Source organism: Parabacteroides sp. HGS0025, from assembly GCF_000969845.1.
Classification (GTDB): Bacteria; Bacteroidota; Bacteroidia; order Bacteroidales; family Tannerellaceae; genus Parabacteroides; species Parabacteroides gordonii.
Genome location: NZ_KQ033902.1, coordinates 330,528 through 343,540, shown reverse-complemented (window position 1 = coordinate 343,540; position 13,013 = coordinate 330,528). Strand labels below are relative to the sequence as shown.

General features: G+C 42.5%; 7 protein-coding genes. 6 read left to right on the top strand and 1 reads right to left on the bottom strand.

What is annotated here, in order from left to right; all coding sequences use genetic code 11:
- The 6 genes from HMPREF1212_RS01125 to HMPREF1212_RS01100 all read left to right on the top strand — a co-directional run bounded on the left by HMPREF1212_RS01125 (window position 1) and on the right by HMPREF1212_RS01100 (window position 8,562).
- Window positions 1–2,418, top strand: coding sequence for an FtsX-like permease family protein (locus HMPREF1212_RS01125; RefSeq protein ID WP_046148130.1), 2,418 nt, complete (start codon window positions 1–3; stop codon window positions 2,416–2,418).
- A 17-nt stretch (window positions 2,419–2,435) separates the two neighbouring features.
- A complete protein-coding gene (locus HMPREF1212_RS01120; protein WP_046150185.1) occupies window positions 2,436–3,494 on the top strand; it encodes a hypothetical protein in 1,059 nt (352 codons plus the stop codon).
- Window positions 3,495–3,510: 16 nt separating this feature from the next.
- A complete protein-coding gene (locus tag HMPREF1212_RS01115) occupies window positions 3,511–5,916 on the top strand; it encodes an ABC transporter permease (protein WP_046148129.1) in 2,406 nt (801 codons plus the stop codon).
- A 133-nt stretch (window positions 5,917–6,049) separates the two neighbouring features.
- Window positions 6,050–7,144 (top strand): TlpA disulfide reductase family protein, encoded by a 1,095-nt coding sequence (locus HMPREF1212_RS01110; protein ID WP_046148128.1) that lies wholly within the window; start codon window positions 6,050–6,052, stop codon window positions 7,142–7,144.
- 74 nt (window positions 7,145–7,218) lie between these two features.
- The gene (locus HMPREF1212_RS01105; RefSeq protein ID WP_028729907.1) at window positions 7,219–7,755 is read left to right on the top strand and encodes a DUF4858 domain-containing protein; all 537 of its coding nucleotides are present in this window, start codon (window positions 7,219–7,221) and stop codon (window positions 7,753–7,755) included.
- 72 nt (window positions 7,756–7,827) lie between these two features.
- A complete protein-coding gene (locus tag HMPREF1212_RS01100) occupies window positions 7,828–8,562 on the top strand; it encodes a lysophospholipid acyltransferase family protein (protein ID WP_046148127.1) in 735 nt (244 codons plus the stop codon).
- A 91-nt stretch (window positions 8,563–8,653) separates the two neighbouring features.
- Here the strand turns inward: HMPREF1212_RS01100 and HMPREF1212_RS01095 are convergent, their stop codons facing one another.
- Entirely contained in the window at window positions 8,654–12,988 is a 4,335-nt protein-coding gene (locus HMPREF1212_RS01095; protein WP_157316938.1) for a leucine-rich repeat domain-containing protein, read from the bottom strand.
- Window positions 12,989–13,013 lie beyond the last annotated feature (25 nt).

Genomic DNA, 13,013 nt, shown 5'->3' with positions numbered 1-13,013 from the left:
ATGTTAAAGCACTATTTGAAAATAGCGATACGCAACCTGTTGAAGTATAAGCAACAGTCACTTATCAGCATTATCGGGCTGGCGGTGGGAGTTACCTGTTTTGCCTTCTGTTCTTACACCCTACGGACAAGCATGGCCTGGGAAAGAAGCATCACGGATATCGACCGGATCTGCATCCTCTACTCTGAAACGGAACAGGGATCAGAAATCTGTTACGAACATTACGCACCCTACGCCTTAGCCAAAGCTTTTCCCGAAATAGAATCGGCCATAGCTTACAGCAATATAGGGCCTTACACAGATAAACTCTGTGAAATAACGGCTGCTGACGGAACGGTCAGTTACTTTAATGAAGTATTCCTGTTCTCAGAACCCGGATTCCTCGATTTTTTCGATATACGGCTTATCAATGGAAATGAGAAGAACATTCAACAGATACCGAACGCTATTCTGGTCACAGAGAAAACGGCTTACAAACTATTCGGCACCTTGGATATCGTTGGCAAGACCTTTACGAACATCGATGACTTCAACGACCAAAAGGAAGTTTTCACCATTCAGGGAGTCATCGAAGACTTTCCCGTACAAAGTTCTCTGGAGAGATACAGCGGTATCGAACTGAATACCACGAACCCGGCAATTGCCGATCCGGAAAGTTCGATGCACTACAACGGGTATTCTTCTTATGTAAAGATTAAACCGGGTATAAATCTGTTTCAATTAAATAAGAAACTAGCGAATTATAGCCTGGAATATCTCAGAGGGAAAGATGCCATTGCCGAATTAAAAGTGCAGCTCAAGCCGCTGACACTGCGAAGGGAGCTGTTCCTGAAAGGGAAATTCGACAGTGCGGAATTAATCTTCTTCGCTATCGGTGCGTTAGTCCTACTGACGGCCTTGTTCAATTATGTTATCTTTATAATCGGACGGATGATGAACCGGATCCGCGAATGTGGTATCCGTCAGGTGAACGGGGCGGAAAAATGGTCGTTGTTCACGCTTCTTTTCACAGAGGCGGCCATCGCTTTTATTGTAGCTTGTTTTCTGAGTTTTATCATCACCGAACTGATTACTCCTTATATAAGCAACATACAGTTATACTACACATTAAACCGTTCTTTCATATTTAAACTGTTGATACAGTATAGCTTCGTCGGATTGATTCTGATTGCACTACTTTGCCTGGGAGTGATCGGTAAAATTGGAAAGTTCTCTATCATAGAGAGCCTGTTCAACGACAAAACGATCCGGCGCCACAGTATTCTGCGTCATTTATTTATTTCTATCCAACTGGTTATTTGTTTCCTTTTCCTGGGAATGACCTGGTTTGTCCTGCAACAAAGCAAACTTCTGGAATCCCGGCTGACCGCAGGATTAAGTGAGGCAGACAAAACCACATTGTTTGAAGTATCTCTCAATGGAGATAAATTTGTCCCCATCCGACAGGATATGCTTCGTAAGTTCGAACAAAACCCGAAGATAAAAACGGTCTGCCGGAATGCGATGGGATTATCCGGAGCGTGGCAATTGGGTGAAGGCCGCTTTTCGTGGGACGGGATCACGGAACAGGAAGCAAAAACAACACTTAGCCATGTTTATACCGACCCTTCCTATTTCGATCTGATCAACCAAAAACCGGTAAAAGGAAGATTATACAAACCGGAAGAAACGGATAAGGCAATTATCAACGAGTCATTAGCCCGATTGTTAAACCGGGATCCGATCGGCATGCAGATCAGTGTCAGGTATTGGGGAAAAGAAATGACGAGTTATCAGATTGTCGGTATCTTACCGGATGCCATCAGCAACCTGAATGACTGGAATTCAAGCCAGTCCGTATTACCTTGCATCTACATGCCTTTCCCGGAAAATAGCGTCAATATGAGCTGCCTTGTAAAGGTAAGTCCGGAATACAGGAAGGACTTCCCGGCCGAAGTAAAAGCGGAGTTATACAAATTCGTCAATCAGGCGACTCCGATCTATATCAACAGTATGAAGGAACAGGCCGGGTTTTATCTCAATTACGAACAGAACCTGTTCCGCCTGATATCTATTCTTTCCATTGTCTGTATCCTTATCAGTTTACTGGGGATATACGCTTCCGTTACATTATCTACGGAAAGACGGAAAAAAGAAGTCGCTATCAGGAAGATCAACGGGGCTACCCCGCAAACGATCCTGTTCATGTTTTGTAAGAGCAGTATTTTACAGTTATTTATTTCTGCTGCTATTGCTTTCCCTTTACTGATAATGATATTGACATCATGGTTACAGCATTATACCGTACGGATCCCGATCGGAGTAATCCCGTTCATTATCCTGTTCATCCTGATGGTTATCGTCGTTGCTGCTACTATTATATGGCAAATAAAGAGGATTGCGAACCTCAACCCGGCAGAAATTATTAAAACCGAATAAACAAAAATCATATGAATATGAAACAGTCTCTATTCTTACTCAGCATCCTTTTTTTAGTCGTTTCCTGTTCCGGAGACCGGAGTAAAGGTTCTGTAAAAAATCATCAGATAAAAACGACTATCACAGGAGAGTTATCCGGAGAAATAGTTTTTCAGGGTAACAATCGGCATAATTATTACGACATAGCTATTACAGACGATTATTATGCGTTTATGGATTATTATAGCGATACGCTCCTGCAAGTCCGGAATAAAGAAGATTTCTCATTGCATCAGATCGAGTTAAGAGAGAAAGATACCTTCGTTATCTCTTCCCCTCACTTTACAAAATATGACTTCACCTGCAACAAGATGAAGAATGGTATATCTGTCTGGGATAACGACTCACACAGTTTGAAACGAATCAACCTAGATGCCACGCAGGCTGCACCGCTAGTCACCGTTAACTCTACTTCTTCTTTCGAATTTACACCGGGTGACGGCTGTACCAACTGCTGCATTACCCCTGATAAAACGTATGCAGTCATGTTCAATCCCGACAGATCCCAGGTATTTTATTCTGCGGACAAAACAGGCGGACTTTACAAAGTACCCCCTTACCCCGTAATCAAAGTGCCGATGATCGATGATGTTCGAAGAAGAGCATTCGCATCCGATCTCGTAGTCAATGAAGAAAAAGGAGTGATCGTTGCCGCCCTCCGTTTCATCGACAGTGTCAACTTCTACGACCTCAACGGCAATATGACCGATGCCATTTCCTTTGCCGACTATTATTCTATCCCTGTCGCGGATATCACGAATAAATATATGGATGCCGAGCATAGTAAGAAATGTTTTATCGATATCTGCTGTTCAGACCAGTATGTATTTTGCCTGTTCGACGGCTCGACAGACTTCACCGGCAATTCAGTGATTTATGTATTCGATTGGGACGGAAAACATAAGGCAACTTTACAAGCCGACCATAACTTACGTAAAATCGCCACAGAGAAATCAGGTAAATACTTATTAGCTTTGTCCCCCAACGAACAAGGTGGACGGGATGTGGTAAGATACAACCTGAAAAATAAAATCTGATAAACAAATAGTATCCATGTTACAACACTATTTTAAAGTAACCTTCCGGGAACAACTTAAATATAAAACACAAGCGATTGTCAGCATTATCGGTCTGGCAATCGGTTTTACGGCCTTTATCCTGGGGGGCTACTGGTTGTGGTGGGAAACGCACTTCGATAACTTCCATCCCCAGGGTGACCGGCTGTATTGCCTGACTACCTCCGGGATAGCTAGAAAAGCTACCGGGGCAGAAGCCGACCTCGACCAGCTTCATATCAACGACCGCGCCGAACTGAAGAAATTACTGCCTGAAATTCAGGAAATATGCATCTTTGCCAACGCTACCTATACGATCAAAGAAAACAATACCAGCAAGTATATCTACGGACTGACTTGTGACCATTCCTTTTTCAAGATGTTCAGGACGGATTTCATCACCGGGACAAACAAAGGGGCCGTGCTGGACGGTTTATCTGTTGTCCTCACCCAAAGTACAGCTATGAAATTCTTCGGTACGACCAACTGTATCGGGAGAGTGTTCGAACTGACCGGACATTACCGCCCCGTCGTCGTAGGGGTCATCAAGGATTATCCCGATAATTCGGATCTCATCTTTCAGTTTCTGATCATCAACAAAGTAAAACCCATACCGCATGTGAACCGGAATATAACCTATGTGCGCTTATATCCGGGAAGCAACGTCCGAAAAGTCAAAGAAAAGCTGGCCTTATACAAAAGCCATGCCGACGATCCGCATGGTGCAAATCATGTAGATAAATGGAAAATAAACCTGCGTACTCCGGCGGAAGTACACCTCTACTGCCATCCCGAACTGGAAAGCCGGATACGTAATATCCATATCCTGGCTTTCGCCGGGCTGATGGCTTTCCTCAGCGCTTTGATGAATCTTTTGGTACTATTTATCGGTCAGCAACAGCGTAAGAAACAGAAAAACAGAACCTATCTTTGTATCGGAGCCTCCCCCAGGCAGATGCTGCTGAAAGGATGGATCGAGCTTTTCTTCCCTATGTTCTTTGCCTATCTGCTGGCATTCTGCCTAATGGAAGTCATTTTCCCTTATTACGAGAGTTATACCACCTGGAATCATTACGGCATTTACGAAGGGGTTTCACGGCATATCGATCAGTCTGCTTTGGTTCTGACCGGACTGGCTGCGATACTGGTCAGCACGGTGTTGTTCGGGTTATTCAGCTTTATTCCTATCCGGCAGGTATTGTGTAATCCACAAAATCAGTCGGTATTTTTCAAGAGAGGACTGATAGCCGGGCAGATATTTATTGGTTCCCTGTTCTTTTTCACTTCACTGGTTCTCTTCCAGCAACTTCATTTTATCCTTACCAAAGATAAAGGCATACGGTATGAAAACGTGTTGCAGGTAGATATGGGCTTTGAAAATGCATATGAATACGACCTGAGAACACTGGCTCCGGAACTGCGCAATCACCCGTCTGTGGATGCCATCTGTTATACCGCGGTCAACTCGCCAGTCTTTACTGAACAGGGGGATTATTATGGAACCTTTATCTCCCATTTATCTTTCGACCCAGCAGAAACAGACCCAACCCGGGAAGATTATATTATGTTGGTCAGTAAAGAGTTCTTTTCCCTGTTCGGCCTCACGCTGGAAGCCGGGGAATGGCTCGACGATAGTAATACAGACAATTTCCTGGTCAACAGAACCGGCTTCCGGAAACTGGGTTACAAAGATTTACTGGAACGAAATATCTATAAATACGACGGGAAAAGCCACATGGCTTCCAACCGGAAAGTAGCAGGCATATTGAATGATTACCTGTATGCCCCGATGCAATATCCGGTTCTGCCGATCTTTTTCCGCTTATATACCGATCAGGATATGAAAGAATATTCTCCGGTTCAATATTTCTATGTCCGCCATCTGCCGGGGCACCAAAAAGAAGTGACCGAATATATCAGGCAGGTCGTACAAAAGTTTAACCACAGCGGGATCCCCAACAGCAATTTATGTATCCGGTTAAGCGATCTGGTCGACAAATTCAATCGCCCGGAGAAGGTCATATTCAGTGTATTCAGTATCATTGCTGTCCTTTGTATCCTGATCTCCACATTCGGTATTTATTCGTTGGTCAGCCTTTCTGCCCAGCAACGGAAAAAAGAGATCGCCATCCGCAAAGTGAATGGTGCTACTTTCCTGCATATCCTGCAATTATTCTTCCGGGAATATCTGATATTGGTCATTATCAGCAACCTGTTTGCCCTACCGTTGGGATATATCCTGATGCAGCAATGGCTGGAAACCTATGCCAATCATATCAACCTGACGGCATGGCCTTTTATAGCCGTATTCTTTATCACCTGCGGAATCGTCCTTCTTTCTATCTTCCGTCAAGTCAGACAGGCAGCACAGGCAAACCCGGCAGAGTCGATAAAAGCGGAATAACAAATATCGGCACTACCCAAAAAGAATTAATAATTCGATTCCATTGGAGATAATATACCCATATATATAAGAATCTTTCATACTTTCGTATATTCATTTAACCTAAGTATGTACATACTATAATATCAACTATATGAAAACAAACTTTTTATTTACATTGTTAACCGGATTAATGCTGCTCAGCGGCTGTTCGGAAAAACCGGTTACGACTTATACCATAAACGGTACGATTCCTGATAATTCACTGGACGGTGAAACGATTTATATTGTTAACCGCGACAACAACAATAGTAAGATAGACAGCACTGCTATCACGGGAAGCACCTTCACTTTCACCGGAAAGATGGACACCCCTGCTTTTTGTCAGATCACAGCCAGCCGGGAATATCATGTCTCTTTCATTCTTGAAAACGGAACAATCAATCTGTATTTGGACAAGTCAGAACTCCCGTCGGGAACACTGTTGAATAAAGAGTTAGCTAATTTCCGTACTGCCCAGGATAAAATGTCTGATATGATCGACTCCAAACAACGCGAGTTAATGGAACAAATAGAGGATAAAAACGAGCGTATGCAGCAACAAAGCGATTATTTCAAAAATGAATGGAAACCAACTTTTATCGCTATGCTCGACAGTTTCCTCAACAAGAACTCAAATAATCCGATCGGAGCAATCGCTTTGAATTATCTGAATATCTATCTTACTCCTGAACAGGTAAAGCCTAGAATAGCATTGCTTGGCGAAACCGTTCGCAATACTCCGAATATGCAGGAAACGATACAACAGATTGAAGCACTGGAACAAACGGCCGAAGGAAAACCTTTTGTCGATTTCACAATCGAAGCAGAAGATGGAAGCAAAGCCTCTTTATCCGATTATGTCGGAAAAGGGAAATATGCGCTGGTCGACTTCTGGGCTAGTTGGTGTGGCCCTTGCCGTGAAGAAACTCCGGTATTGGCAGAAGTGTATAAACAATATAAAGATAAAGGTCTGGAGATAGTTGGTGTTGCTGTATGGGATCGCACTATCGACACGCAAAAAGCTATAACTGATTTGAAAATAACATGGCCTCAGATCTTAAATGCAGGAGAGACTCCCGGTAAGTTATACGGTATCAACGGCATTCCCCATATTATCCTGTTTGCTCCCGACGGCACGATCATAGCTCGCGACCTGCGTGGTGACAATTTAAAGGCAAAGGTAAAAGAAGTAATCGAAACTAAATAAACACAAATTCCATGCAGTATTTCAGCTTCCCGCGCGTTTATTAAAAACAAATGCGGGAAGCTGAACGATTTTAGATGAGTAGAAGAATAATTATATGGATGTTGATATGCCTGAACGGTACGGAATACGTATACGGACAATGGACAGAGAAGGATTCGGTATGGCTTCAGAATATCATTTCAGGCAAGGAAAAGATAGAACTGAACCCGGAAGCGCTGAAAGCAATAGAATCCGGCACACTCATCAACACGGACAAACCGGCGTCGAATATGATCATGGCACCGTCTGCCTCCCCTGCCTCTTCTATTCTAAAAGACTTCTCTGAATATGTTCGTCCCGAAGATGTAGAAGAGAAAAATCCTAACCGGAAAGTTGCCTTGAAAGATCTGCCACCGGCCGTCTTTATGCGGTACGGACTGGATAAGCCATTACCTCGTTTTAAAATGTTCGGTTCTTTCTATGTCTCCCCCGATATCCGGGCAAATGCCGTGAAGCCGTCGGGTATCTCATTCGACGATCTGCTCCAACAGGTCTTTATGCCCAGTGCGCGTTCCAAAAGAAGAAACGCCCAACGCTGGCAGACACAGAAATATTACAACAATTATCCGTAATTTTTTCATACATTTGTCAGCTCATTTGCACGGCAACTTGTCGTTTTATGTTTAACACACTTGAATGATAAAATGGAAAAAATTATTTCGTACCTGCTTTCGGCCATCTATTATGTGTTATTTGGTTTTACATTGGCTTTCTTTCATGTAGTACAATGGATATGCTTCAACCTGTTTGGTTACAAAGCACACAAAAAAAGCGTGGATGTTTTAAGTTTTTTCCTAGTTGTCAACACCTACGTACTGGGAACAAGATACAAAGTGACCGGACTGGAAAAACTTCCGGCTAACCAGCCCCTGATCATTGCTTCAAATCATCAAAGCTTGTATGATATTACCTCCATCTGCTGGTTCATGCGCAAGGTACACCCTAAGTTTATCAGTAAAATCGAACTGGGGAAAGGCATCCCCAGCATCTCATACAACCTCAATCATGGCGGTTCCGTGCTTATCGACCGGAAAGACCCGAAACAGGCATTGTCAGCCATCCGTATAATGGCTGAATATATCGAAAAAAATAAACGTTCGGCAGTGATTTTCCCGGAAGGGACACGAAGTAAAACGGGTAAACCCCGTCCTTTTGCTGAAAACGGACTGAAAATCCTCTGTAAATATGCACCGTCGGCTTACATGGTGCCGATCACCATCAACAACTCATGGAAAATGACCAAATGGGGGTCCTTCCCTCTGGGACTCGGCAACCACATCGAACTCATCATCCACGACCCTATTCCTGTGAAGTCAAAACCTTTCGCCGAACTATTTGCCGAAACAGAACAGACTGTTACCGATAGTATTACAATATAAATACGATCAAAAAAATAGCCCCCCGAAAGTCTGACTTCCGGGGGGCACATCATTTCTTCCAGAGGTATTTTACCTGATGGAAACTTCGCTATTACTTCACAATCACTTTAGTGCGAATCACATTCGAACCATCTTCCAGTATCACACCATACACACCACCTGCCAACTGAATACGGCCATCACCACTGACCTGTTGACGCTGCATACGACCATCCATGCTGACAATGGTTACTTTACCTTGTGTAACACCTTCGATCACGAGGTAACCTTGAGTACCATATATCCTTGCAGTTACAACAGACTCAATACCTGTCGGTATGCCGCTAAAGAGAGGCTTAATAGTTACATCCTGTGTAAGTGTCAGCGTACGCAACTGGCTCTTCACTTCTTTATCATCCGACCACCCGTTGAACATCACACCACTTTCCGGATATGCGACCAATGTAATCACATCATTATAATAGCATACACCGTCTGCCGGGCCATCCACCTGTACTTTACCCATCACATATCCATTGTCATTCTTCGTAACCGTTTCCACTGAAACTTTCAACGGAGTAGGGTTAGCCAACGAGATCTGAACGGTAGTATTCTCACTTACTTTTGCGATGGTATAGGTTCCGTCTGTCGATTTCAGCTCTGTTCCGTTTACCTTTACAACGATATTACCAAGATCCGCAGCTAACGCTCCAAGTGTAAAACTAAAAGATTTATCCTTCAAAACAGCATTTACTCCCGGTTTGCTGATTACAACGCCACGCACTTCTCCTGCTTTCGGCAAAGTTACTGCGTATTGGCTGTTCGGGTCGATCACCGGATCACTTGGTTCTGGATCTACCACCTTAGGCTGGAAAGTCGCTTCAATAGCGACAGAGGAAGTCCCCACTGTATAAACTCCTGTATTATTCGAGCCGTTTACTGTCAGCGATTTCAGTTCCAGACCTTCACGAGGTTCAACCTTTATAGTCAGCACATCTCCTTTTGTTACAGCACTACCGGTAGGTAATGTTTGTCCCAACTGGTTAGTTACGGTTATTGTTCCTTCCGTCTGTACAAAAGTTACTATTTGCAGATCGGAAACACTAACGGAGACATAATCGACTTGCGCAGTGGTTCCTTCCCCCCCGGTTTCCACAGACAGATAATTCTTATCATATCCAGCTTCCGGTGTAAATACTACCGGCTGTTTATAAGATCCGGCAACAGAGAAAGATTTCGTACCATCTTTCCAGGTAAATTTACCAGGAATATTGACTGCCCCCCCTGTCAGGTCAGACAAAGAAAGAGTCTGTCCTTTGGCAATCACGGAAGCCTTTGGCATTGTATAAATAACCGGTTTAATCTTGTTGACAATAAAAGCGGCACTTTCAGCAGTAGTCTCCACGTACCCTGTTGCTTTATCTGCTGCAATCGACACACAAACAGTATATGTACCAGCATCGACAGGCAAAGCAACTACTTTACCGGAAGCATCTTTATAAGTTACCGATACAGAAGAACTAATAGTAGCCCAAGAAACAGGCTGATCATTCTTATCTGAGATCGTCAATCCCGTTTCAGGGTTATATGCTAGCGGTTCGCCCGTGAAATCGGTTTTCTGACTTCCTATTTCAATATTATAGGTATCACCGGAGCCCTTGACAACACTAAAGTTTGTATTTTCTTTTATTGTAACAGTATAAACCAACATTCCATCTTCTGTAGTGGTAGAAGTAACCAGAGTTGGACTAATATCAGACGTTTTCTTCAACTCAACACCTTTTGTTCCTTTTGGATAAGTTACAATAGCTGTCAATTCTGTATCACCAGCAAAAGTATCTGTCGAAATATCCACCGGTTTATTGCCATTCAGCCATTGAATACTGTACGAGGTTGGCAACTCATTCATTGTAATCTTATACAGATCAAGGGAACTTCCCGGAACCATCACATTTACGGTTGCTTCTGCATCTTCAAAGTTTGCTTTATCAGCAGGCAAGGTCGGAGCGAAAGTTACTTTTACGGGATGAGATTTACCCGGAGTTGAAGCCGAAGGAGATGATGTTTCAAATGTACCCTTTATCTCAGCATTATTGAATATTACTTTACCACCGGTTATTTTGTACGTCTTGTCCTTTTCAACTGTTACAATCGGTAATGTCTCGATAGTCAATGAAGCTTTCGTTATTTCCAATTCGAAATCCTCAACACCTGCCACTACTTTTGGTATATAAGAGTCATTCTCTTCAAATACCAAAGTTGCTTTATATTTACCGGCATTGATAGGAGTATCAACTGGAGTAGAATTTGCATCATTCGTTTTATAGGTAATCTTCACATGTTCATTCAAATTAGCCGGAACGGTACTGAATAATACAGGTTTCATTTTACCATCATAAGTCTGTAACTGACCACTAACACCAGCATTAATCACAGGTTTAATATCCACTTCCTGCATGGTCTTTGTTGTAATAGAAATAGTCACATCTGAGGTTTTTACAGTAAATGCAACTGTATATTTCATATCCTGACCAGACTTATCTTTCTCTACGGTTTTCAATTCACCTCCGTTGATAGTTATATCTTTTAAGCGATAAACTCCATCAGGGGCAGTTCCACCGGATAATTTTTTAGTTGTAAAAATAGCCTGATACGTTGTATTCGGTTGTAAATCAACAGCAGTTCCATCAGTAACATCTTCTGTAGAACCATCCGGCTTTTGAATAATCACTTTCTGATCTGCAATATAATCGATTGAAGAAGCCAATGCCGCTCCATTCACTTTAACAAAAGCATCTATTGAAGGATTTATAAAAGTAACAGAAACCGTAATAGATGTATTATCTGCATAATTAGCATTAGTAATATCCTCGCTATATGTATAATTTACAACATCGGCTGGATCTGTCTTAACTTCAGATGTTTTATCAGTTCCATTTACCGTCAGCTTAAAATCATATCCTGTATTCGGTTTGATTTTAACCAGCAGCTTTTCGCCGGTTGCAATCGTTTTACCTGAAGCCAGATCGGATGCTGTTGTACCGGAGACTTTCTGAACTGTAAAACTTCCACCTTCCTGCGTTTTGTTTTCGTAAGAAACAGGATGCTCCTTACCTAAAACAACTGCTGTAATCTGAGGAGCAACAGTTATTGTCTTTGCATCATAAAGCCCCTTAACTATAAATTCAATCGATTTACCTTTATATGGTTCCTGTTGGCCGGAGATAGCAGGAACCATGCCTTTTACCGTATAAACAGCCGTTTCGTAACCATCTGCAGGGTCTAATGTAAAAAGGAGCTTATCCCCTTGCTTTACAGTTTGAGAACTAGCTACAAAATCAGCCGCATTAGCACCGTTTACCGAGACTTTAAACGAATTTGCATTTACAGGTAACACACCTCCCAAGCTAAACTCAGCAGGATTCACTGTCAGATCAGTAAGTTTATACTGACGGCCGCCCGTTGTCAATGAACATTGGTAAGTACCTTGAACAAACTCTTTCGTTGTTGCATCGTAGAAACGGTATTCACCATCCCAGGCATCCGGTTGATGAACGGTTTTACTATTATCTTCTTCGTAAACATTATTCTTCTTTACTTGCCAGGTAACATTTGAATATTCAGGTTTACCGCCTACAGGAATATTAGCCTCAGTAATTAAGTTAGAGATACGGACTCCAGAATGAGCTTTACAGTCACTTATCGAGGAGACTGATAATGTTTGTACTCCCCAGGTAATTACACAAGCCGGATTACCCGGATTAGCGGATAATTTCAAAATATTATTGTCTGAAATATCCAATTTTGCTAAAGAAATCAAAGCATTAAGACTTGTCAAACCTGTTAATTTGTTCTTAGAGACATTTAACTCGGTTAATGCATTATAGCTAGAAACATCCAGAGCTGCATTTAATGCATTTCCGGATAAATTAAGGCTTATCAACTTTGTTGTAACAGAAGGCAAAGAGACCTCACTAAACACCAACTTATTATCAGAAGCATCCAGCGTCTTCAACGCAGAAGCACCGGTTAAAGTCAACGTTTCCATTCCCAAGCCGGAACAAGTAAGAGATTCTAATGCAGAACCGGAAACGATCAGTTCCTTTACATAATTATCCTTACTCAAATTGAGAGTTTTCAGTTTACTGTCGCCGGCTATTTCCAGCTTGTCCATCCGACCGGTCACAGTAGCAGTTGTAGCAGAAGTTGAAATAATTTCAACTTCTGCTGTATACCCTTGCGCAAGGGTCACTTTTTTCCCATCGGTACTGAGCGTGACTTTTCCACTATGCGTTGTTGTTAAATCAGTCACCGTAGCTGCCTGATCCAATGTAACCGTTACCGGCATACCACCGGTGGAAGTCACTTTTATATTTACATCCGCTGCTCTCGCCATCCCCAATACCGCAAATAGCATCAGGAACGCATAAAGTAATCGTTGTTTCATAATCATGATATTTTTAGTTTATAAT